This is a genomic window from Actinotalea endophytica (assembly GCF_025717005.1).
Lineage (GTDB): Bacteria > Actinomycetota > Actinomycetes > Actinomycetales > Cellulomonadaceae > Actinotalea.
On sequence record NZ_JAOVZU010000004.1, the window covers coordinates 127,973 to 149,927 of the forward strand.

The following is a 21,955-nucleotide window of genomic DNA, read 5'->3' on the forward strand; positions in this document are numbered from 1 at the left end:
GCTCACCCCCCGAGCACGCGCACCGGGCCGACCAGCCCGTGCTCGCGCACCCGCGTGGCATGCACGCCCTGCCGGCCGGCGAGCTCCAGGAGGATGTCCGGGATCGCGTCGTAGTAGCCGCGCGCGATCAGCCGGTTGTTGAGCGAGCTCGAGACCCGGATCGTCACCTCGTTGCGGCCGGCGCGGACCGCGTCGGTGACGTCGACCACCGGGCGGGACGTGTCGAAGCCGCGGGCCGGCGCGTCGTTCACCACGACGGAGCCCAGACCGCCGCAGGTGGAGCCGAGGTCCAGCACGACACGCCCCTCGGGCCGGGCGTCCAGGTCGAACGCCGATCGGTACTCGCCGACGCCGGAGACCTCGGGGCCGACGCCGGGCAGCGCGGACCACGGGGCGAGCTCGTCGGTGGACGCCGCGAGGTCGGTCACCGCCGTCGTCGGGTGGACCTCGCAGGTCACGTAGCCGAGCCCGCGGTCCTCGGTGACGACCTCGGGCTCGCCCGCGTCCCAGCTCTCGACCCGGATCTCCCACCGGTCCAGGCGCGCGAGCTCGACAGCCTCGACCGGAGCCGACTCGACCGCCCCGGTCGAGCGGTCCAACGTCACCAGGGCGGTCTCCCCCGGCGCGAGCGTCAGGGCGACGACCGTGCGGCCGCCCTCGGACCGCACGCCGCCGTGGGCACTGACCGCACCGCTCCATGGGTCGACCCGCGACACCAGGCCCTTGCCTGGTAGTGCGACCTCCACGGTCGTCGGCTCACCGGACTCGTAGAGGAAGTGGTAGGCGTACAGGTGCACCAGGTCGCCGTCCTCGCGCAGGTAGGTGAGGACGTTGCGGTTCTCGGCGACGAACTCCGCCCGCCCGGTGACGCCGAGGCCGCGCAGCGCGGACACGGTGTCGGCCGGGTCGTCCACCTCCGCCACGACGGGCAGGGCACGCAGCGCGGCCATCGTCGCGACGAGCTCGGCATCACGCCCGTCCAGACCGGGGGTGCGCGCGGCGGCGCGCTCGTGAGTGGTGTGCAGCCTCGCCATGAACAGCTTGAGCTCGCGCGCTCCGTTCACCAGCAGCACCCGCAACCCCTGCCGCGCCCACTGCAGCAGGCGCGCCGCGACGTCGGCGTCGAGCGCCTCCTGGTAGACGATCAGCGCCTGGTAGCCGGGACCGCCGGGCTGCACGACTCCCTCGCCGAAGCCCACCTCGTCCCGCAGCAGCAGGCTGCCGTCGAAGAACTCGTAGCTCCATCCGGCGTCCTGCATGCCGAGGTCCTGCCACCACGGGTTCTCCCGGTTGCGCATCCACCAGTGGGCGTACGCGTCCTCGTCGGCGACCCGGGTCCCGTCCGCCTCGACCAGGCTCATGCCGAGCATGTTGTCGACGAAGTGGTCGGTGCGCAGGATCCCGACGTCGATCCGCGGCCGGCCCTGACGCAGCAGGTACTGGAACCGGCCGATCGCGTCGTTCCACAGCGGGTAGAACTCGCTCGCGGGCTGGCGAAGGTCGAACCGCTCGGAGAACATCGGCCACATGCCCTCGTGGCCCGGCCAGTGGGTCACGCCCTCGGCACCCGCGGTGCTCGCCCAGCCGTGCAGCACCGTCTTGGTCACCCCGGCGGCGAGCTGGGTCGCGATGATCTGGTCGTAGAAGCGGTGGTCGAGCATGTGGTTGCGGGTGGTCGCACCGGTCTCGGACGAGTACTGCTTGCCGAACAGGTGGGCCGGGCCGGCCAGCAGTCGGTAGGCGTCGATCTGCGCGGCGAACTCCAGCGACTCGGTCTCGATGCCGTCGACCTCGGGGCCAGGACGGGTGAGCTCGAACGGCAGCCCGTAGCTGATCTCGGACCGCAGCAGGATGCCGTTCTCGTGCAGGAACGCGGCGAACGGTCGCAGCATGTTCTCGATGTAGAGATCGGTGAGGGTCTGCACGTAGTCGTGCCGGACCTTCGCGACCACGCCGGCGTGCGCGTCGTCCGGCTCGTAGCGGTAGGCCGTGGCCGAGGCCATCAGCATGACCTCACGGGTCAGGAACGGCAGCCACGGCGCGATGTCGTAGCCGCGCCGGGTGCGGAACTCCTGCGCCACCGACGGCCCCCAGAACATCCCGCCGGCGCCCCACGTGGTGAGCTCGAGGGAGTCCATGTACATCTGCGCGCGCGGGTTGCGGGCGATCTGCTCCCGCAGCTCGGGGGTGAGCACCGTGCCGCGCCAGTAGTCGATCACCGCGTCCACACCGGCACGCTCGAGGTAGTTGACCGTGTAGTTCACGCTCACCGACGGCGACGCGGTCTGGCCGGTGCCGTGCGACCAGAACACCAGCAGCTGCCACGAGCGGTCGTCGGTCGGCTCCCAGTCGAGCGCCTCGCCGACCACCTCGCCGGTCAGGTCGACGATGCCCTCGACGTCGAGGACGACCGGCTCCGCCTCGGCGGAGACGACCGGCGCGGCCAGGACCGCGACGAGATGCTGCTGCGTCGGCGGGACCCGGTGCCCGGGCAGCTGGCTGGACACCCGGTCCTCGAGCAGGTCGACCCGGGGTAGCGCGCCGCGCCGACCCGAGCCGCGCTGCACGTGCTCGACGACGTAGTTGAGCTCCTGCGCGGCCGCGGGGTGGTCCGGGTCGATGGTCGGCAGGTTGGCGTTCGACCAGTTGGTGCCCGAGGTGAAGCTCACCGACATGTTCCTGGCCGTGGTCTCCTCGACCACGATCCCGGAGTCGTGCACCCACTCCTCCGACCCCCACCCGTACCGGCTGTGGTCGATCGCCTCCTCGTCCATCGCGAGGAACTCCATGCCGCCGAACCCGAGCCGGTGTGCCGCCTCGATCTCGGCGCGGAGCGTGGCGTCCGTGTGCAGCCCCTCGGCGAGCCACCAGCGCAGCTCGGGGCGGTACTCGATCGGGGGCTTGCGCAGGTGCGGGAGGTGCTCGTCGAGCTGGGACATGGTTCTCCTTCGAACCGCGGCGCGTGGCCGTCATGCGGAACGGGTCGACGCTGAAACGTTCCATCGATGTTTCACGCAGGAAAATACCCGTCGGGCTCGCCGACCGCAAGACCTCGCCGTCGGGCCGCACCGTGGTCGGGCACGCGTCAGAGCGACGCCCGCGCCTCGATCGCGACCTCGAGCACCAGCCGGCTGTGGTCCAGCCGACGGTCACGCTCGGCGACGTCGCGCTCGCGGATCATCCGCTCGAAGGCCCGGAACTCCTCGACCATGCGGTGCTCGTGCACGGTCCGGTCGACCCGCTCGGCCGGCCCGCCGCGCAGCCGCACGTCGAACCCGCCGCAGATGTTCGGGGCACCGTCCATGACGATCGTGCCGTCCTCGCCCTGGATCGTGGTCAGGCTGTGCCCCGCGGAGTCCTTGGCGCACACGCACACGGCGGTGCAGCCGTCGTACTCCAGGACCACGACCCCGGACGTGTCCACGCCGCGCTCGACGTTCGCGGTGTAGCGCACCGAGCGGGGCCGACCGAGCAGCCCGACCACGAGGTGCAGCGGGTAGATGCCGAGGTCCCACAGCGCCCCACCGCCGACCGCCGGGTCGAACGACGGCAGCACCTGACCGGCCCGGAAGGCGTCGTAGCGGGAGGAGTACTGCGAGTAGACGCTCTGCACGAGCCGCAGGCGGCCGAGCTCGGGCAGGCGTTCCGCGATCGCGCGGTAGTTCGCCAGGTACTGGTTCGTGATCGCCTCGACGAGCACGAGGTCACGCTCGGTCGCCAGGGCCTGCAGCTCGTCGAGCTCGTCGAGGTGGAGCACGAACGGCTTCTCGCAGATGACGTGCTTGCCGGCGAGGAGCGCACGGCGCGCGGTCTGCGCGTGCAACGCGTTCGGCAGCGCGACCCAGACCGTGTCCACCTCGGGGTCGGCGAGGCACTCGTCGAGGTCGAGGTAGGCCCGCTCGATCCCGTGCCGTTCGCGCAGCTCCTCCACGGTCTCGCGCGAGCTCGCCCGCCCGACGATCGCGCGCAGCACCATCCCGGGAACGTCACTCGCGACCGGCAGGAAGTCCCGCACGATCATCCCGGTCCCGACCACGGCCAGCTTCATGCCCGCGCCTTTCCCGCCGCGTCCGCGGCCCGCTCGGCGGCGCGCTCGCCGCGCCATCGGTCCGATGCTCCCAGACGCACGTCACCGCCCGCGGTCGAGGGCGCGACCAGGGGCGGTGACGGGCGAGCGCGCTGAACAGACCAGGCTGAACGGAGGGCAGCGCTGCTCGGTGTGCGGCGTTCCTCAGATCTCGCGGGCGACCTTCGCGCCGGCCGCGATCGCGTCGACGATCAGCTTGGGGTCCCCGGCGTCGCCGATCGTGTACACCTCGGGTGCCTTGCCGGCCAGCGCCTTCTGGATCGCGGTGTTCGGCTTGAGCGGCAGCGCCGTGACCACGGTGTCCGCCGCGAGCAGCTCCTTGCGGCCGTCCTTGTGCCGGACCACCAGGCCGTCGTGCACGACCGACTCGTACTCGACCTCGGTGACGAACCGCACGCCGTGGTCCTTGAGCCAGTAGAGCAGGTACGGCTTCATGAAGACCTCGAGCAGGCCCTCACCGATCTCGTCCTCGGAGGCGGTGTCCACGATCGTGATCCGCTTGCCCTGCTCGAGCAGGAACTCGGCGGTCTGGCAGCCGTGCAGACGGCCTCCCATGATCACGACGTCCTTGCCGATCACCAGGTTCTTCGCCACCGGCAGGCCGGACAGGGCACGCACCACGCCGGCGTCGGTGAACCGGAGCATGGTCTTGACCGTGCTCTGCAGCTTCTCCGCGGTGAGCACGTTCCGTCCGCCGATCCCGGGGATGTCCGGGACGTCGTGCAGACCGCCGGTCGCCACCACGATGGCGTCGGGCTTGAGCTGCTCGGCGGTACGGGCACTCGCCGTGATCCCGGCGTGCACCTCGACTCCGGCCTTCTTCACCTGGGTGGTCAGGTAGCTCGCGGTCCCGAGCAGGTCCTCGCGCTTGCCCTTGACCACCGCGGCGACCGGCAGCGACCCGCCGAGCTTCGGCTGCTTCTCGTACAGGTGCACCTCGTGACCGCGCAGCGCCGCGACCCGCGCGGCCTCCATGCCGGCCGGACCGCCGCCGATCACCATGATCTTCTTGCGGACCGGGGCGGGGGTGATCGCGTACTCGCGCTCCTTGCCCAGCGACGCGTTGACCCGGCACTTGACCGGCTGGAAGTGCTCGCACGCGTCGAAGCAGGTCATGCACGAGTTGCAGACGTTGATGTCCTCGGTGCGACCCTCGAAGACCTTGCGCGGCAGCTCCGGGTCGGCGAACAGCCGGCGGTTCAGGCTGATGATGTCGATCTTGCCGTCCGCGATCGCCTTCTCGCCGATGTTCTGGTCGAGCCTGCCGACCGTGATCACCGGCACGTCGACGACCTTCTTGATCTCCGCGGCCATCGGGATGTTGGCGCCCGCACCCTTGCCCTTGGCGTCCACGTACGGGTTCACCGGGCCCTCGTGCCCCGGGTAGAAGTACACGTCCGGGAAGTGCAGGCTCTGCCGGTGGTCCACGTCGTCGACCCATGTGTAGTACTCGGCGCGCACCTCGAGCGCATCGGCGCCGGCCTTGACCAGCTCCTGCGCGAAGAGCTTCGACTCCTCGATCGTGATGCCGTCGGCGAGGTCGACCTCGACCGCGTTGAACAGCGCGATGATCGGCCAGTCCGCGCCGTTGCGCCGCTTGATCTCCTTGATCACCGAGACGAACGGACGCATCCGGCTCTCCAGGGTCTGGGCGCCGTACTCGTCCTCGCGCTTGTTCCACGCCCGCGACATGAAGTTGTTCAGGAAGTGGTTGCAGGCGCCGTTGACCTCGGTGCCGTCCAGCCCGGCCCGCTTCATCCGCTCCGCGGCCTCGGCGAACATGTCGATGACGTCCTCGATCTCGGCGACGGTCGCCTCACGCGGCACCGAGAAGCCCGGCCGCGGCGACTGCTCGCGCGGGATCGACGAGGCGGAGATCCCGGGCGGCGCCGTGACGAACAGCGGCGTCATCGGGCCGAGGTGGAACAGCTGGTGGAACGCGAGCGCGCCGTGCTTCTGCACCACGCCGGCCCACTTCCGCCACCCCGGGATGTACTCGTCCGAGACCACCTTGAACCCGGGCATCGGGGCCTTGACGTCCCGGATCAGCGGTCCGGTCGCGGACGAGATCAGCCCTGCGCCGCCCTTCGCCAGGGCCTCGAAGTAGTCGAGGTACTGGTCGTTCATGAACCCGCCGGTGCTCGGGTCGTCCCAGAAGAAGCCGGTGCCGTTCTTCATGATCCGGTTCTTCGAGGTCACGGAGCCGATGTCGATCGGCTGGGCGAGGTGGGGGTAGCTCGGGGTCATCGATACCTCTGGTCAGGTCGTGATTGCGGCGACGTCGCCGGCCGCGGCGGTCACCCGTCCGGTGACTCGAGGCTAGGGCGACGGCGGTGGATGGGGAGTTGCCGATTCGGCATAGGTCGGTGCCCGGGCCCCGTCAGGGGCGCACCGCCCAGCGCACGGGTTGGCTGGTCGCGGCGAGCTCGGCGAGCGCCACGTCCGCCTCGGCCAGCGGGACGATCCGCTCGAGCATGCCGTCGGTGTGCAGCATGCCGCGCTCCATGAACCGGAACACGGTGCGGATCTCGTCGTCGGTGTAGGCGAAGGAGCCCTTGAGGTCGATCTCGAAGAGCTGCACCTGGATGCCGTTGATGGTGTCCAGCGGCTCGGGCGAGGTACCGACCACGATCACCTCACCCGCGGAGCGCACGAGCTGCATCGCGATCCCGACGGTCGCGGCGCTGCCGGCGCACTCGTAGACGATGTCCGCCCCGAGCCCGCCGTACAGGTCCTTGACGCGTGCCGCGAGGTCGTCCTCCTCGGTGGGGCTGAGCGCGAGGTCGGCGCCCATCGCGAGGGCGAGCTCACGCTTCTTCGCCGAGCGGTTCACCGCGGTGATGTGCCCGGCGCCGGCGGCCCGGAGCAGCTGGACCATCGACAGCCCGATCGCCCCGGCACCGACCACGGCGACGTTCATCCCGGCCTGGAACGACGAGCGCCGCAGGCCGTGCCACGCGGTCGAGTAGATGTCGAAGAGCACCGCCTGCTCGTCGCTCACCGCGGCCGGGACCGGCACCAGCTGGCGCTGCGGGTAGCGGGCCAGCACGTACTCCGCGAACGCGCCCTGGGTGCCGGGACCGATGCCGGGCGTCCGCTCGAACGCGTTGACGCACAGCGTCGGCCGGCCGATCCGGCAGTAGTAGCAGCCCTCGGGACAGCTTCCGGGGGCGCCGATCGCGACGCGGTCCCCCACCGCGAAGCCGGCCACGCCTGCGCCGACCTGCTCGACGACCCCGACCGACTCGTGGCCGAGCACCGTGCCGGGGAACAGGATCCCCTCCTGGCGGTAGGCGTGGACATCGGTGCCGCACATGCCGCACAGGCTGATCCGGACGAGCACCTCGCCCGGGCCCGCGGTCGGGACCGGCCGGTCGACCAGGGCGACCGCTCCGACGCCGTCGTACTGCAGTGACTTCATGCCGGTTCTCCTTCGATCGGGACGGGAGCGGCCGCGCCGCGCCGCAGCAGTGCGGCGAGGCCGAGACCGGCGGCGCTCATCACGAGCGCCACTGCGAACGCGACGGTCCAGGTGCCGTCGAGGCTCTGGGCGGCGATCACCCGGGGGCCGACGAAGGCCGCGACCGAGTACGCGACGAACATGATCGCGTAGTTCGTGCCCTGGTACCGCGGGCCGAACGTGGCCATGGTCAGCGCGGGGAACACGCCCAGCGCGCCGCCGAAGCACGAGCCGAGCCCGAGCACGCCGATCGCGAACCCGAGCGGAGAGTGGACCGTGAGCAGCACCGCGAACGAGACCGCGCCGACGGCCGCCATGAGCATGACGGCGGCCGGTGCGCCGCGCCGGTCGGCCACCACGCCCCACGCCGGGCCGCCGAGCGCATTGCACGCCGAGAACGCCGCGACGAACAGCGCGGACGCGGCCGCGGACAGGCCGTACCAGGTGCTCTGCCCGATCCCGGCGAGCTGCGAGAGCAGCATCAGCGGGCCGAACAGCACCGTGGCGAAGGCCGCGAAGATCGGGACGAACCGCGGTGAGCGGACCATCCGGTGCCACGGCACCCCGTCCGTGGCGCCGCTGTCCCCGAGGTCGGGCGACGCCGGTCCGACCGGCGCCGACCGCACGAACAGCGCGGCCGCGCACGCGACGACCCCGTACACCACACCCATCCGCACGAACGCGGCCGAGACCCCCGCGGAGGCGATGACCGCGCTGGCGACCGGCGCCCCGATCACCGTGCCGAGGCCGACCCCGGCGGTGATCAGGCCGGCCGCGAGACCCCGGCGGTCCGGGAAGAGCCGGACGGTGTTGCTCACCGCGGTGCTGTAGCAGAAGCCCAGGCCGAAGGCCGTGACCACGCCGTACCACCAGACCAGCTGACCGGGCGTGGAGGCGACGCCGCTCATCGCGAAACCGAGGCCGAACAGCACCGCGCCGACGACCATCAGCGGGCGGGCCCAGCCGCGGTCGAGCAGGACCCCGCCGACGACCATCGGGATCGGCGCGAGCGCGCCGTTGACCGAGAACGCGAGCGTGACCTGGGCGGCCGACCAGCCGTGGGCAGCCTGCAGCGGACCGGCGAACACCGAGAACGAGTAGATGACACCGGTGCAGACCACGATGAGCACCGAGGCCGCGAGCACCCGCCACCGGTGCGGCGCGCCGACGAACGCCCCCGCCGTCTGGGCCGGGGCCTGGGGAGCGGCGCTCACAGCATCGATCCGAGCGGCTCGGCGACGGTGAGCTCGGCCGCGGTGGCGGCGCATACCTCGTCGACCGTGAACACCGGGTTGATCTCGGTGAGCACGAGCCCGTGCGGGGTGACCTCGATGACACCCATCTCGGTGACGATCAGGTCCACGCAGGCGACCGCGGTCAGCGGCAGCGTGCACGCCGGCAGGATCTTCGGCGCACCCTTCTGGGTGTGCTCCATCGCGACGATCACGTGCTTGGCGCCGACCACGAGGTCCATCGCCCCGCCCATCCCGGGCACCATCTTCCCGGGGATGATCCAGTTCGCGAGGTTGCCGGCCTGGTCGACCTGGAGCGCGCCGAGCACGGTCGCGTCCATGTGCCCGCCCCGGATCAGCCCGAACGACGTGGCCGAGTCGATGAACGCGCCGCCCACCTGGCACGAGGCCGGCTGACCGCCGGCGTTCACCACGTACGGCGACTCCTCCCCCGCGCCGCAGCCACCGGCCAGCACGATGCCGTTCTCGGCCTCGAGGACCACGCGCACGCCGTCCGGCAGGTAGTCGGGGATCATCGTCGGCAGACCGATCCCGAGGTTGACGAAGTCGCCGTCCTTGAGCTCGCGCGCGACGCGGCGGGCGATGATCTCCCTGATCGTCCCCTTGTCCAGGGATGCCTTGTCGAGCACGGGTGCACGGTCAGTCGCCACCGGGAACCCCTCCTTCCACGATGTAGTCCACGAGGACGCCGGGGGTGACCACGTCCTCCGGCGGGATGGCCCCGAGCGGGACCACGTGGTCCGCCTCGGCGATCACCACGTCGGCCGCCGTGGCCATCACGACGTTGAAGTTGCGGGTCGTGCCGCGGTACCAGACGTTGCCGAGCACGTCGATCTTGTAGCCGCTGATCAGCGCGACGTCGGCGCGCAGCGGCTTCTCCAGCAGGAACGTGCGCCCGTCGATCTCGACCGTCGGCTTGCCGTCGGCCACCGGCGTACCCAGCCCGGTCGGGGTCAGCACGCCACCCAGGCCCGCACCCCCGGCACGGATCCGCTCGGCCAGCGTGCCCTGGGGGCACAGCTCGACCTCGAGCTCCCCGGCGTTCATCTGCGTCGCGACCGCCGGGTTGAGCCCGACGTGCGACGCGTACAGCTTGCGCAGCCGGTGCTGCTCGACGAGCTTGGCGACCCCGTAGCCGGGCCGCGACGTGTCGGTCGCGATCAGCGTGAGGTCGGTGACGCCCTTGGCGCACAACGCCTCGACGACCTGGTGCGGGTTCCCGCACCCCATGAAGCCGCCGATCATCACGGTCATCCCGGACTCGACGTGGGCCACCGCCTCCGCCACCGAGACCAGCTTGTGGCTCGTGACGGGTGCGTCGGTCGTGGTGGTCATGGCTCCTCCTCAGCCCTCGAGCAGCAGGGCGTCGCCCTGGCCCGTCCCGCCGCACAGCGCCGCCGCCGCCCGGCCGCCGCCGCGGCGGTGCAGCTCGTGGGCCAGGTGCACCACCAGGCGCGCGCCGGACTGCCCGATCGGGTGGCCGAGCGCGACCGCGCCGCCGTGCACGTTGACCTTCTCCAGCGGCACGCCGAGCTGGCGCACGGCGTGCACCGCGACCGCGGCGAACGCCTCGTTGATCTCCAGCAGATCGAGGTCCTCCACCGACCAGCCCTCGGCCTTGAGCGCCGCGAGGATCGCGTTGCCCGGCTGCGGCGCGAGTGCCGGGGAGGGCCCAGCGACCTGGGCGTGCGCACGCAGCGTCGCCAGGACGGTCCAGCCCTCGGCCTCGGCGCGCGCCCGCGTGGTCAGCACGACCGCGGCGCCGCCGTCGTTGATCGTCGAGGCGTTGCCGGCAGTGATCGACCCGTCGGGGGCGAACGCCGGGCGCAGGGCGCCGAGCGTCTCCGTCGTGCTCTCCGGGCGGATGCCCTCGTCGCGGGCGACCACGGTCTCGCCCTTGCGCTGCTTGACGGTCACCGGGACGACCTCGGCGTCGAACACGCCTTCGTCCCACGCCTTCGCTGCGAGCTGGTGGGACCGCGCGGCGATCACGTCCTGCTCGGCGCGGTCGGCCGGGTAGTCCGCGGTCCGGCGTTCGGTGTCCAGACCCATCGCCTCGTGCGACCACGCGTCCGAGAGCCCGTCGTTGGCCATCGAGTCGACCACGGTGACGTCACCGAAGCCGTAGCCGAAGCGCGAGCCCATCAGCACGTGCGGCGCGTTGGTCATCGACTCCATGCCGCCCGCGACGGCGACCTCGGCCTCGCCGGCCCGGATCATCCGGGCGGCGTCGATGATCGCGCTGAGGCCCGACAGGCAGACCTTGTTGACGCTGATCGCGGGCACGTCCCAGCCGAGGCCCGCGGCGACCGCGGCCTGACGCGCGGTGCACTGCCCGAGCCCGGCCTGCAGCACGTGGCCCATCACCACGTGCTGCACGGCGCTCGCCGGGCCGGCCGTGCGCGCGGGCGCGGGGCCGGGGGCGATGGCGGCCTGGGCGGCCGCCGCCCCCCCCCCGCCCCCCCCCCCGCGCCCCACCCCCCGGGGCCCCACGGCGCTCGCCGGGACGCCCGAGCGCTCGAGCGCGGCGCGGATCGCGATCGCGCCGAGCTCGACCGCGGGGACGGTCGCGAGGCCGCCCTTGAGCCTGCCGTTGGGGGTTCGGGCTGCCCCGACGACGACGACGTCGGTGGGTGCGCTGGACATCTCGGTTCTCCTGGTCATTCGGGTGATCCGGCGTCGCCGGACGGGACGGTGGCCGGCACGAGGGCCGGTTCGGAAGCCGGGTCAGCGGCCGGAACTGGGGTCGGATCGGTGGCCGACGCGCCGAGCAGGCTGCACAGCAGCAGGGAGTGGAGCTTCTCGGCGCTCGAGGCGCTGCGGGACGTGAGCGCGACCGGCACGCGGGTGCCGACCAGGCAGCCGGCCAGGATGTTGCGCTCGTCCGCGTTCCAGATCTTGCTCATCACGTTGCCGGTGACCATCTGCGGCACCAGCAGCATGTCGACGTCTCCGGCGTACGGGCTGTCGTACCCCTTGATCGCGGCGGACTCGCGGCTCGTGGCCAGGTCGTACGAGATCGGCCCGACGACGACGCAGTCGCCCAGCTCGCCGCGCTCGCTCATCTCCTGCAGCTCGCGGGCCTCGACGGTCTCCGGCAGCTTCGGGTTGACCACCTCGATCGAGGCGAGGGCCGCGACCACGGGCGTGTCGATGCCGAGCCGGCGCAGCGCCTCGGTCGTGATCCGCACGATCTTGGCCTTCGCCTCGAGGTCCGGATAGGGCACGACCGCCGCGTCGCTCATCGCGAGGAGCTTCGGGTAGCCCGCGATCTGCATCAGGCCGAGGTGGGTGACGAACCCGGCGTCGTTGATCCCGGTCTCCTTGTCCAGGACCGGGCGCAGCAGGTCGCGGGTCTCGATGCCGCCCTTGAGGATGAAGTCGACCGCACCCTCGCGGACCAGCCGCACCGCGACCGCAGCCGGGTTCTCCTCCGGCGCGCAGTCGACCAGCTCGGCGCGCTGCTCGTCGAGCCCGAGCTCGGCGAGCAGGGCCCGGGTCCGGTCCGCCGGACCGATCAGGACGGGTCGCACGAAGCCCTGGTCCGCGGCCTGGTAGACCGCCTCGAGCGCGTGCGCGTTCGCCGCGCCGGCCACGGCGCAGCGGGCGACCAGCCCGCTGCGCCGCGCCCGCTCGGCGAGCTCGGTGTAGCTCGCGTACCTCATGCGCCGGTCTTCCACAGGTGCTTGACGTTGTCGTTCAGCAGCCCGTCGACGTCGTCCTGGCTCAGGCCTCGCTCCAGCAGGCCGGGGATGATGTACTCCCCGATCCGGTGGATCCCCCAGTTCTCGGTGCCGGGCAGCTTGTGGAACCCGCTCGCGTCCCGGCCCTTCCAGTGGTTGACCGAGTCGTGCGAGAGGAAGATCCGGTCGCCGAAGCCCCGGTCCATGAGGTTGACGACCATGTCCATCCGGTCGTCGTCGGTCACGTCGTTGAACATCCGCGTTCCGCCGATCCGGTCGAACGCGATCCCGACGCCGAGCCGGAGCACGTCGAGCTGGTAGGCGATGTCGTGCGAGCGCTCGCACATGTGGCCGATCACGACCTTGGCCGGGTCGGCACCGGAGTCGAGCAGCAGACGTGCCTGCTCGGGCCCCATGGTCCCGTGCGACGTGTGGGTGAGGATCGGCGCCCCGGTGATCTGCTGCGCCGCGGCGGCCGCCTGGATGGTCGCCTTCTCGTAGTCGGTGATCGTGCCGGCGCTGGTCGCGACCTTCATCACGCCGGTGCGGATGCCGGTCCCTGCGACGCCCTCGGTGAGCTCGGTGACGTAGAGCTCGGTCAGCTCCTTGACGATGTCGCTGAACAGGCTGCGGAACTTGAAGTACGACGCCGCGCCCTCGCCCTCGTAGTAGTAGCCGGACGTGGCGACGACGTGCATGTCGTACTGCTCGGAGATGCGCTTGAGCAGCACGACGTCGCGACCGCAGTCGTTCGGCGTGAGGTCGAACATCGTGCGCACCCCGTAGGCGCGCATCTTGTCCACCACGGTGCCCGCGACGTCGACGATCTCCTGCTCGTCGTAGTGCCACATGGTCCGGTCGCCGTCGTGGCCCGGGTAGCCGAAGAAGAAGTGCTCGTGGACCAGCGTCCGACCCAGGTCGTCCGGGTCGATCGCGCCACGCACCGTCGTGACGACGCTCATGTCGCTCATCGCTTCAGGGAGAGGATCTGGCGGGCCTCGTCCGGCGTGGCCGGCTCCTTGCCGAACTCGCGCACCACACGCACGGCCCGCTCGACGAGCGACACGTTGGTCGCCTTGACGCCCTTGGAGTAGTAGACGTTGTCCTCCAGGCCGACCCGCACGTGGCCGCCGAGCGCCAGGGTGGCGAACATCATCGGCAGGTGCGCGCGGCCGATGCCGAACGCGGACCAGGTCGAGCCCTCGGGCACCATCCGGACCAGGTAGGCGAGGTTCTCCACGGTGGCCGCCATGCCGCCGCCCGCGCCGAGCACGAACTGGTAGTGCAGCGGAGCGATCAGCACGCCCTGCTTGAGGTAGTACTCCGCGATGCCCATGAAGCCGGAGTCGAAGACCTCGAGCTCGGGCTTGATGTCGAGCTCCTGCATGAGCAGGCCGAGCTTCTCCAGGAACTGCGGGGAGTTCGCGAAGATGCCGGACGGCATCCAGTTGAACGAGCCGACGTCGTAGGACGCGATCTCCGGCCGGGTCAGCGGCAGGTGCTCCATCCGCTCCTCGTCGGAGGCCCGGTGGTCGCCCGCGGTCGTGCAGTTGATCACGACGTCGCAGTCGGTGCGCGCGCGGATCAGGTCGACCGTCCTGACGAAGCGGTCCTTGTCCATCGTCCCGAGCTCGTCCTCGTCACGCATGTGCAGGTGCACGGTCGAGGCGCCGGCCTGCCAGCAGCGGTACGCGTCCTCGGCGATCTGCTCGGGGGTGACGGGGATGTGCTCGTTGAGCGCCGTCGGGGTGACGGCGCCGGTCAGCGCCGCGGAGATGATGACCTTGTTCTCGAGACCCATCGGTCTGTCCTTTCAGTGGTGGTGGTCGTTGGCCCGGCGGCGAGGCGTCAGGCGAGGAAGCTGGGACGGGTGAGGACCTCCTCGAGCGAGGAGTAGCCGGGCGGCAGGACGTCGTAGGTGTGCAGGTCCTCCTCGCCGCGCAGCACGCGCAGGCCGCCCTCGGCGAGCGCCTCCATCTCCTGCTCGCCGGGGACGACGGTGACCGGCGCGATGAACGAGACGAGCTCGCTCACCCAGCCGGTGAACAGCTCGGAGTACGCGATGCCGCCGGTGAGCAGGATCTGGTCGACCTGACCGGCCCGGACCACGGACAGCTCACCGATCGCCTTCGCGACACCGAGCGCCATGGCTCGGTAGACCAGCTCGGCCTGCTCGTCACCGGCCGCGATCATCGCCTCGACGTCGCGCACGTCCTGCGTGCCGAACCAGGCCGCGAGGCCCGCGCCGCCGGCCAGGAACATCCGCATCTGCTGGTGGGTGCGGGTGCCGTCGTAGCAGAGGTCGGTCAGGAACCGGGTCGGGATCCGGCCCGCGCGCTGCGGGGACATCGGGCCCTCGTCGTCGTAGACCCAGTCGGCGACCCGGCCGTGGTCGTGGAAGCCGAGCGAGATCCCGCCACCGAGGTGCGCGATCACCAGGTTCAGCTCGTCGTAGCGCCTGCCGATCGACGCGGCGTAGGTGTGGCCGGCCTTGCGGGTGTTCAACAGGTGCAGCACCGGCAGGTTCACCAGGTCGGGGATGCCGGTGACCTTCGCGACCGGGTCGACGCTGTCGACGCAGGTCGGGTCGTAGATGATCACCGGGACGCCGGTTCCGGCGACGAGCTCGGCGCCGATCATGGAGGACAGCGCCGAGGCGTGCTGGGCGGGCGGCGCGTAGCGCTCGGTTGCGAGCATCAGCTCGTTCACGCCGTACGCCCCCGCCTGCGGGACGTGCCAGATCGTGCCGCCGCGGCACACCACCATGTCCAGGTCACCCAGGTCCAGGCCGTGCTCGACCAGGAACTCGGTGACCTGCGCGGTGCGGTACTCGAGCTGGTCGATCACCTTGGGCATGGTCGCCAGGTCGGCGAGCGGGACGTCCAGGGACGCCTTGTGCAGCATCCGTTCGTCCTCGAACCACGCGACCTTGGTCGACGTCGACCCGCAGTTGATGGCCAGCAGCCGCTTCATCGGCCCCTCCTCGTCGTCATGCCTGGTGATGTCGTGCCTGGCGATGTCTTGCCTGGTGATGTCGAACCCGTCCTTGTCACAGCCGCCGACGACCGGCGCCGGACCTTTGTCACGGCTCGCTCCGGACCAGTCCGGCTACCGTCCCGATACAGGGGTCGCGACCCGGGTCCACGCACCCGGGGAGGACGACGCAGTCCGCGTCGCGAGAGGGCAGCCGGGACGGACCGGCCGGGAGGATCCAGGTGGACCTGCAGTCGCTGAAGTACTTCCAGTTCGTGGCGATGTACCGGAACTTCAGCAAGGCGGCCGAGCACTTCTACATCGGCCAGCCCGCGCTGAGCCGGCAGATCGCCTCGCTGGAGAAGGAGCTCGGCGTCCAGCTCTTCGACCGCGACACCCGCAACGTCTGCCTGACCGAGGCGGGCCGGGTGCTCTACGACAACGTGGACCTGCTGCTGCGCCACCACGAGCACGTGCTGAGCCTCATGGACGCGGCGAAGCGCGGGTACGAGGGCCACCTCAGCATCGCGACGGTGCGCGACTTCAGCCCGCTGTTCACGGGCTTCGTCGAGCACTTCATGGCGGCGTACCCGAACGTGCACACCCGGGTCGAGGACGTCCCGTTCGACCAGCTGACCGAGAGCATCGTGCACGGCGTGTACGACGCGGCCTTCACGCTCGACTACGCGGTGCCGAACAACGACAAGCTCGCGACGATGCCGATCGGCGAGGACCAGTTCATCGCGCTGATGCGCCACGACGTGGCGCCCGAGCTCGGCGACGAGGTGACGCTGCGCGAGCTGCTCGGGCAGAACCTGATCATCCCGCGGCACATCGATCCGCCGTTCCTCAAGCAGCTGCGGCTGACCAGCCGCGAGCGCCGGGGCACCGACGGTGGGATCGAGTTCGTCCCCAACACCACCACCGCGGTGCTCCAGGCCGGACTCGGCATGGGCATCTGCTTCGTCCCGAAGCGGATCCTCCCCACGGCCGGCGGGCACGAGCAGTGGAAGATCTGCCGCCTGGCCGACGTCGAGGCCAGGTTCTCCCTGCTGCTGGTGCGTCAGAAGGACAACGAGTCCAGGACGCTGCAGAACTTCGTCGACCTGGTCCGTGACGAACGGAGGGGGTACCGGGTGGCGCGGTGAGCCCTCCGGCCACCGTCGACCTCCTCCGCCCGCCACGGGGCCTCAGAGCCCCTGGGGCAGCCCGACGACGTCGAGCTCCCCGTCGAAGCTCGACCACGTCACGGATTCCGTGGTGGTCACGTCTGGATTCCCCATTCCTGCGTGCTGGCTGCGAATGCCGGACAACGCGGTGGAGTGCATTCCTGTGCCACCTCGACCTCGACGTGGCAACCGCTCCCGCGGCCTGCTCCCCACCGGCCCGACAATGACGCGCAAAGCCGCCGTGCCGGATCTCTGACCCTCTGATCGTCTCGGTGCCCGGAGGGATCGGGAAATGCCGGTGACGCATCAGTCGGGCCGCGTCCGGGCATGCCGGTGCCCGGCCGAGGGAAGGTCGGCCGGGCACCGGTCGTTCGTCAGCGGCGGCGGCCGCCGGCGAGTCGGGTCACTTGATCTCGTCCTCTTCCTGGCCGCCGTTCACGCGCGGGCGGACGACCTTGCCCTTCTTCTCGGCGGCTTTGACCAGCTCGGCCTCCTCGTGGGCCCACTCCCAGAAGCTCACCTCGTGCGGGGAGTGCTCGGTGGCGGTGTTCCACATCTCCGTCGCGAACGCGTTGCGGACCTCGTTCGCGATGTCCTCCTTCCACGGCTTGCGCAGCTGCTGCACCGTGAGCCGGCGGGTCTGCCGGGTCCCGGCGCGCATGATCAGCTCGGCGATCTCGTGGGCCCGGGCGTAGGCCGCCTCGGTGTCGTCGCAGATCTCGTTGACCATGCCCAGCTCGAGCGCCTTGCGCGCCGTGATGATCTCGCCGGTGAGCTCGGCGTAGGCGAAGCGCTTGCGCCCCATGAGCTCGCGCCACGCGATCTGGATGCCGTCGCCGGGCACCATGTTGACCCGGAAGTGCATCTCCGTGGTCCACGCGTCCTCGGTGCACAGCGTGATGTCGGAGAAGAGCACCAGGTCGGTGTGGAAGGCCGCGCCGTTCCACACGCCGATCGTCGGGACCTCGACGTCGAAGACCTGGCCCTCGATGTCGTTCGTGCCGTCGTAGTACTGGTACTCGTACAGCCGCCAGGCGTGCTCGGGGGCCGAGTCGAACTCGTGCGCGTAGCCCATCGAGCCGTCGTCCTGCGGCCGCCCGATGCCCTTGAACAGGTCCTTGCCGGAGCCGCCGAGGATGATGACCTCGTTCTCGGGGTCACGTCCGGCCCAGTCGAAGAAGTAGTGCAGGCCCTGGTGCGCCTGGGCGTTCCACACCAGCGAGTCGCCGTTGGTGTGCAGCCGCGCCTCGAGGATGCCGTTCTCCCGCTTCATGATGAGGAAGTCCTTGCATGCCTCCTGGTACTGCTCGAAGGTCACGTGGGGGATCGTCCCCAGCTCCTTGTGCGGGAGCTCCTTGCGCTTGTCGTGGTCCGACTCGTAGTTCCCTCTGATCATTGCGGGTTCTCTTTCCTTCCTTGGGGACGGCGCCTCATTCTTGGACGACGCGCGAGGCGGCCACCGTCGGCACGCTCGCTCGCCACGCTTTCCCTGCCAGTAACTCAGTGCGCGCGCGGGTGAGCCAATCCCGATGCTGCATAGATCACCGGCTCCGCCCCCTTTTCCGGCACGCGCGCCGGGACCACCCGCCCCGGCACGCGGGGGGCGGCCCGTTCGGCACCGCCGCCCGGACCGACTCATGCGGGTTCCGCATGCCGCGATTCACGGGCGCGCGCCTAGCGTCGGACGTCGCGAGAACGCCGCGAGAGGACGGGAACCCACCATGGGCGTGCTTCAGGACAAGGTTGCGGTGGTCACGGGGGCCAACTCCGGGATCGGGCGCGCGACGGCCGCACTGTTCGTCGCGGAGGGCGCGACCGTGGTCGTGTGCGGACGGCGCACCACGGCGAACGAGCAGGTCGTTCAGGAGCTGCGGGTGGCCGGCGGTCGCGCCCTCGCCGTGCAGGCCGACGTCTCGGCCGCGACGGACTGCCGCCGGGTGGTCGACGCCACGGTCGAGGCGTTCGGACGCATCGACGTCCTGGTCAACAACGCCGGGATCGGCGACCGGCACATGCCGATCGACGAGTGCTCGGAGGACTGGTTCGACACCGTCGTCAGGACCGACCAGTACTCCGTGTACTACATGACCAAGTACGTGCTGGAGCACATGGTCGGTGCGGGTTCCGGTTCGATCGTCAACGTCTCGTCGATCGGAGCCGGCGGGGTCGCGGGCATCGCCTACAGCGCCGCGAAGGCGGCGGTGAACGCGATGACCAAGAACGTCGCGATCCGGTACGCGGCCACCGGGATCCGCTGCAACGCGGTCGCTCCCGGACCGACCCCGACACCGCTGAACGGGCCAGAGGCGGCGGCCGCCTTCCACGCAGAGTTCGCCGAGATGTGCGCCAGGCACATCGACGTGACGCTGCCCACCGCGTCGGCACAGGACCAGGCGCAGGCGATCTGCTGGTTCGCCTCGGACGCGTCACGGTCGGTCACGGGACAGGTCCTGTACGTCGACCACGGCACGAGCCTGTACTGACCGCGGCACGAGAAGGGGCCCCGCAGCACGCGCGGGGCCCCTTCTCGTGCGGTTCTGGTGCCGTCAGACCAGCTCGAAGGTCCCGGCCGCCCCCATGCCGCCGCCGATGCACATGGTGACCAGCGCGCGCCGACCACCGGTCTCGGCGAGCTCCGCGAGCGCCTTGCAGGTGAGCACCGCGCCGGTCGCGCCCAGGGGGTGGCCCATGGCCAGGCCGCCGCCGTTGCGGTTCACCCGGGCCCAGTCGATGCCGAGCTCACGCAGCACCGCGATGGACTGCGACGCGAAGGCCTCGTTCAGCTCGATCACGTCGATGTCGTCGAGGCCCAGGCCGGTACGAGCCAGCACCTTCGGCACGGCGGCGATCGGTCCGATGCCCATCACGTCGGCGTCGACGCCGGCGACCGCGAAGCCGACGACCCGCGCGATCGGGGTCGCGCCGATCTCCTCGGCCTTGGCCCGCGACATGAGCACTGCGAAGGCGGCTCCGTCGCTGCGCTGCGAGGAGGTGCCCGCGGTGACCGAGCCGTCCTCGGCGAACACCGGCTTGAGCCCGGCCAGACCCTCCATCGAGGTGCTCGGCCGGATCCCCTCGTCGATCTCGAACGTCGTGGTCGAGCCGTCCTCGGCGACCGCGGTGACCGGGACGATCTGGCCGGCGAACCGGCCCGCCTCGCGTGCAGCGGTGGCCCGCGCGTGGGAGTCGACGGCCATCGCGTCCATCTCCTCGCGGGTGATCCCCCAGCGCCGGGCCACGTTCTCGGCGGTGATGCCCATCGGGATGTAGGCGTCGGTCTCGGCCTCGAGCACCGGGTCCTTGAACCGCTCGTCGTCGCTGAGCACCGGGGAGGACATGTGCTCGACCCCACCGGCCACCACGACGTCCGCCATCCCGGCGTCGATCGCGGCCGACGCCGCAGCGATCGTCTGCAGGCCGGAGGCGCAGAACCGGGTCACGGTCTGGCCGCTCACCGAGCTCGGCAGGCCCGCGCGCAGCACGATGTTGCGGGCTGCGTTGAGGCCCATGGTGGTCTCGGGCAGGGCGCACCCGACGATCACGTCGTCGATGTCGCCCGGGTCGAGCTGCGGCACGCGGGCGAGCACGCCGCGCAGCACCTCGGCGCCGAACGCGACCGGGTGGGTGCGCACCAGGCTGCCCTTGCCGGCCTTGGCGATGGCGGATCGGCCGTAGGCGACGATCACGGCGTCGGTCATGTCAGGAGTCCTTCTCTCGGGCGGCGATGCCGCGTACTGGTATCCAGTGCCGGATCGGCAGGATCGAACCGGCGAGGTCCGGGGGTGGAGCCCGGAAGACGACGCCGGGCGGGGCGTGCAGTCCGCGTCGCTGCACACCCCGCCCGGAGGCGGGTCAGATGCTCTCGACCGTTGCGGTCTCGGCCTCCGCGGTGACCAGGCTGGCGTGGTCGACCTTGGCCTGCTTGAGGAACAGCGCCGGGATGATGCCGAGTGCGCACACCACCGACATGATGACGATCGACAGCGTGAAGTGACCGGTCGCGCCGAGCGCGTGGGCACCGGCCCACACACCCGCCGAACCGCCGAAGATCCCCAGTCCCATCGCGTAGCCACCGAGCTTGCCGGCGCTCTGCGGGTAGGACTTGGCCAGGTAGGCGAGGGCGTTCGGGTTGATCCAGGCGAAGAAGAAGCCTGCGATGCAGACCACGATGCCCATCACCACGGCGTTGCTCGTGGCGAACGGCGCGAGCATGGCCAGGCCGAAGATCGCGCCCATCGAGAAGCCCAGGATGATGCCCGGGCGCACCCGGCCGCGCATCAGCTTCTCGGTGAAGGCACCGGCCGCGAAGGCACCGGCGAAGTTGAACGCCTGCGCGATCGCGAGCATCGTGCCACCCGCCGCGAACCCGACGCCGATGTCGCCGTTGGTCAGGTAGGTCGGGGACAGGTCGTTGAACGCCTGGTACACCCACGACAGGATGAAGACGCACGCGATGGCAGCCCAGGTCACCGGGTGCCGCAGCGCGGCGCGGAGCTGGTGCTGCACCGCCGACCGCTCGGCCGGCGTCATGTCCTCGGCGCGAACCTCGGCCTGCTTCGGACCGAACGCCACGATCAAGGCCATGACCAGCGCGACGGCCGCGATCGGCCACAGCGAGAACAGCGCGTCCTGGAACGAACCAGCGTGTGCCTCGAGCACCCCACCCATCGTGAGCTGGCCGATGCCGACGCCCGCCGCCATCGCCGCACCCTGGGTGCCCGTCACGATGGCGCGCTCGTTCACCGGGAATCTCCGGGCCGCGACCGACGCCGACGACGCCATGATCGGTCCCGTGCCCAGGCCCTGGATGACCCGGAGCAGGACCACACCTCCGACGGTCTGGCCGACGGACGGCATCAGGATCCAGCCGATCGCGATCATCGAGATGCCGAAGAAGTAGACGGCCAGGAAGCCGAACTTGTCGATGAACCAGCCGCCACCGAGCGCGCCGACGGCGACCGCGAGGTTGAAGTAGAGCATCGCGACGTTGGCGATCTCACCGATGTTCAGCGCACCGTCGGGCAGCGGCGTGTTGCCCGAGAGGATGTCGCCGGCGATCGAGGGGTCCGGCAGGAAGCTCGCGAAGATCCCCGGGATCATCGGGGCGGGGGCGATCAGCGCCACGGCCGTGGTGCCCGTGACGATGAAGAGCGTGAGGAGCACGAACCACCGGAACGGTGAGTACGTGATCTCCTTGACTGACGTGGACATGGGTGCACATCCCCTTTGATATGGACGGACTTCTCGGGTGGAGGGTTGGGTTGGGGTGCTGCACCGTGCCGAGGCCGGGGGGACCGGGGGCTCTTTCCTAGGACGGTGTTTCTACCGAC

At 70.8% G+C, this 21,955-nt stretch carries 17 protein-coding genes; 2 read left to right on the forward strand and 15 right to left on the reverse strand.

Going from position 1 to position 21,955, the window contains the following annotated elements:
* Nucleotides 1-2: 2 nt before the first annotated feature.
* The 12 genes from OEB99_RS08230 to buk all read right to left on the reverse strand — a co-directional run bounded on the left by OEB99_RS08230 (nucleotide 3) and on the right by buk (nucleotide 15,456).
* Nucleotides 3-2,939, reverse strand: a complete 2,937-nt coding sequence (locus OEB99_RS08230; RefSeq protein WP_263509552.1) for a glycosyl hydrolase — start codon at nucleotides 2,937-2,939, stop codon at nucleotides 3-5.
* Nucleotides 2,940-3,085: 146 nt separating this feature from the next.
* Nucleotides 3,086-4,048: a Gfo/Idh/MocA family protein gene (locus tag OEB99_RS08235; RefSeq protein ID WP_263509553.1), complete on the reverse strand. Its 963-nt coding sequence runs from the start codon at nucleotides 4,046-4,048 to the stop codon at nucleotides 3,086-3,088.
* 183 nt (nucleotides 4,049-4,231) lie between these two features.
* On the reverse strand, nucleotides 4,232-6,334 hold the full coding sequence (locus OEB99_RS08240; RefSeq protein ID WP_263509554.1) for an oxidoreductase: 2,103 nt from the start codon (nucleotides 6,332-6,334) through the stop codon (nucleotides 4,232-4,234).
* Nucleotides 6,335-6,467: 133 nt separating this feature from the next.
* The gene (locus OEB99_RS08245) at nucleotides 6,468-7,508 is read right to left on the reverse strand and encodes a zinc-dependent alcohol dehydrogenase (RefSeq protein WP_263509555.1); all 1,041 of its coding nucleotides are present in this window, start codon (nucleotides 7,506-7,508) and stop codon (nucleotides 6,468-6,470) included.
* On the reverse strand, nucleotides 7,505-8,761 hold the full coding sequence (locus OEB99_RS08250) for an L-lactate MFS transporter (RefSeq protein WP_263509556.1): 1,257 nt from the start codon (nucleotides 8,759-8,761) through the stop codon (nucleotides 7,505-7,507). Before OEB99_RS08250 ends, OEB99_RS08245 begins: the two co-directional genes overlap by 4 nt.
* Nucleotides 8,758-9,450, reverse strand: a complete 693-nt coding sequence (locus tag OEB99_RS08255) for a 3-oxoacid CoA-transferase subunit B (RefSeq protein WP_318011396.1) — start codon at nucleotides 9,448-9,450, stop codon at nucleotides 8,758-8,760. The genes OEB99_RS08250 and OEB99_RS08255 overlap by 4 nt, the downstream gene beginning before the upstream one ends.
* A complete protein-coding gene (locus OEB99_RS08260; RefSeq protein WP_263509557.1) occupies nucleotides 9,440-10,135 on the reverse strand; it encodes a CoA transferase subunit A in 696 nt (231 codons plus the stop codon). Before OEB99_RS08260 ends, OEB99_RS08255 begins: the two co-directional genes overlap by 11 nt.
* A gap of 9 nt (nucleotides 10,136-10,144) precedes the next feature.
* Nucleotides 10,145-11,446, reverse strand: coding sequence for an acetyl-CoA C-acyltransferase (locus OEB99_RS08265; protein WP_263509558.1), 1,302 nt, complete (start codon nucleotides 11,444-11,446; stop codon nucleotides 10,145-10,147).
* A gap of 14 nt (nucleotides 11,447-11,460) precedes the next feature.
* A complete protein-coding gene (locus OEB99_RS08270) occupies nucleotides 11,461-12,465 on the reverse strand; it encodes a phosphate acyltransferase (protein WP_263509559.1) in 1,005 nt (334 codons plus the stop codon).
* Complete coding sequence (locus OEB99_RS08275; RefSeq protein ID WP_263509560.1) at nucleotides 12,462-13,454, reverse strand: phosphotriesterase family protein; 993 nt, start codon at nucleotides 13,452-13,454, stop codon at nucleotides 12,462-12,464. The genes OEB99_RS08270 and OEB99_RS08275 overlap by 4 nt, the downstream gene beginning before the upstream one ends.
* The gene (locus OEB99_RS08280; protein ID WP_263509561.1) at nucleotides 13,451-14,284 is read right to left on the reverse strand and encodes a beta-keto acid cleavage family enzyme; all 834 of its coding nucleotides are present in this window, start codon (nucleotides 14,282-14,284) and stop codon (nucleotides 13,451-13,453) included. The genes OEB99_RS08275 and OEB99_RS08280 overlap by 4 nt, the downstream gene beginning before the upstream one ends.
* A gap of 47 nt (nucleotides 14,285-14,331) precedes the next feature.
* The gene (gene buk / locus OEB99_RS08285) at nucleotides 14,332-15,456 is read right to left on the reverse strand and encodes a butyrate kinase (protein WP_263509562.1); all 1,125 of its coding nucleotides are present in this window, start codon (nucleotides 15,454-15,456) and stop codon (nucleotides 14,332-14,334) included.
* A gap of 242 nt (nucleotides 15,457-15,698) precedes the next feature.
* Between buk and OEB99_RS08290 the strand changes: the two genes are divergently transcribed.
* A complete protein-coding gene (locus OEB99_RS08290) occupies nucleotides 15,699-16,604 on the forward strand; it encodes a LysR family transcriptional regulator (RefSeq protein WP_263509563.1) in 906 nt (301 codons plus the stop codon).
* Between the two features lie 424 nt (nucleotides 16,605-17,028).
* Here the strand turns inward: OEB99_RS08290 and OEB99_RS08295 are convergent, their stop codons facing one another.
* Nucleotides 17,029-18,021: an enoyl-CoA hydratase/isomerase family protein gene (locus OEB99_RS08295; protein WP_263509564.1), complete on the reverse strand. Its 993-nt coding sequence runs from the start codon at nucleotides 18,019-18,021 to the stop codon at nucleotides 17,029-17,031.
* A gap of 325 nt (nucleotides 18,022-18,346) precedes the next feature.
* On the opposite strand from OEB99_RS08295, the gene OEB99_RS08300 reads away from it, so the two are divergent.
* Complete coding sequence (locus OEB99_RS08300; RefSeq protein ID WP_263509565.1) at nucleotides 18,347-19,108, forward strand: SDR family NAD(P)-dependent oxidoreductase; 762 nt, start codon at nucleotides 18,347-18,349, stop codon at nucleotides 19,106-19,108.
* A 63-nt stretch (nucleotides 19,109-19,171) separates the two neighbouring features.
* Here the strand turns inward: OEB99_RS08300 and OEB99_RS08305 are convergent, their stop codons facing one another.
* Nucleotides 19,172-20,323 carry a thiolase family protein gene (locus tag OEB99_RS08305; RefSeq protein ID WP_263509566.1) on the reverse strand — a complete coding sequence of 384 codons (1,152 nt, stop codon included), beginning with the start codon at nucleotides 20,321-20,323 and terminating at the stop codon, nucleotides 19,172-19,174.
* A gap of 154 nt (nucleotides 20,324-20,477) precedes the next feature.
* Nucleotides 20,478-21,836, reverse strand: a complete 1,359-nt coding sequence (locus tag OEB99_RS08310) for an MFS transporter (RefSeq protein WP_263509567.1) — start codon at nucleotides 21,834-21,836, stop codon at nucleotides 20,478-20,480.
* Nucleotides 21,837-21,955: the final 119 nt, after the last annotated feature.

Excerpts from the sequence above, each read along its gene's own strand:
- OEB99_RS08230 (WP_263509552.1), bottom strand. The coding sequence starts at position 2,939 with ATGTCCCAGCTCGACGAGCACCTCCCGCACCTGCGCAAGCCCCCGATC.
- OEB99_RS08235 (WP_263509553.1), bottom strand. The coding sequence starts at position 4,048 with ATGAAGCTGGCCGTGGTCGGGACCGGGATGATCGTGCGGGACTTCCTG.
- OEB99_RS08240 (WP_263509554.1), bottom strand. The coding sequence starts at position 6,334 with ATGACCCCGAGCTACCCCCACCTCGCCCAGCCGATCGACATCGGCTCC.
- OEB99_RS08245 (WP_263509555.1), bottom strand. The coding sequence starts at position 7,508 with ATGAAGTCACTGCAGTACGACGGCGTCGGAGCGGTCGCCCTGGTCGAC.
- OEB99_RS08260 (WP_263509557.1), bottom strand. The coding sequence starts at position 10,135 with ATGACCACCACGACCGACGCACCCGTCACGAGCCACAAGCTGGTCTCG.
- OEB99_RS08265 (WP_263509558.1), bottom strand. The coding sequence starts at position 11,446 with ATGTCCAGCGCACCCACCGACGTCGTCGTCGTCGGGGCAGCCCGAACC.
- OEB99_RS08270 (WP_263509559.1), bottom strand. The coding sequence starts at position 12,465 with ATGAGGTACGCGAGCTACACCGAGCTCGCCGAGCGGGCGCGGCGCAGC.
- OEB99_RS08275 (WP_263509560.1), bottom strand. The coding sequence starts at position 13,454 with ATGAGCGACATGAGCGTCGTCACGACGGTGCGTGGCGCGATCGACCCG.
- OEB99_RS08280 (WP_263509561.1), bottom strand. The coding sequence starts at position 14,284 with ATGGGTCTCGAGAACAAGGTCATCATCTCCGCGGCGCTGACCGGCGCC.
- buk (WP_263509562.1), bottom strand. The coding sequence starts at position 15,456 with ATGAAGCGGCTGCTGGCCATCAACTGCGGGTCGACGTCGACCAAGGTC.
- OEB99_RS08295 (WP_263509564.1), bottom strand. The coding sequence starts at position 18,021 with ATGATCAGAGGGAACTACGAGTCGGACCACGACAAGCGCAAGGAGCTC.
- OEB99_RS08300 (WP_263509565.1), top strand. The coding sequence starts at position 18,347 with ATGGGCGTGCTTCAGGACAAGGTTGCGGTGGTCACGGGGGCCAACTCC.
- OEB99_RS08305 (WP_263509566.1), bottom strand. The coding sequence starts at position 20,323 with ATGACCGACGCCGTGATCGTCGCCTACGGCCGATCCGCCATCGCCAAG.
- OEB99_RS08310 (WP_263509567.1), bottom strand. The coding sequence starts at position 21,836 with ATGTCCACGTCAGTCAAGGAGATCACGTACTCACCGTTCCGGTGGTTC.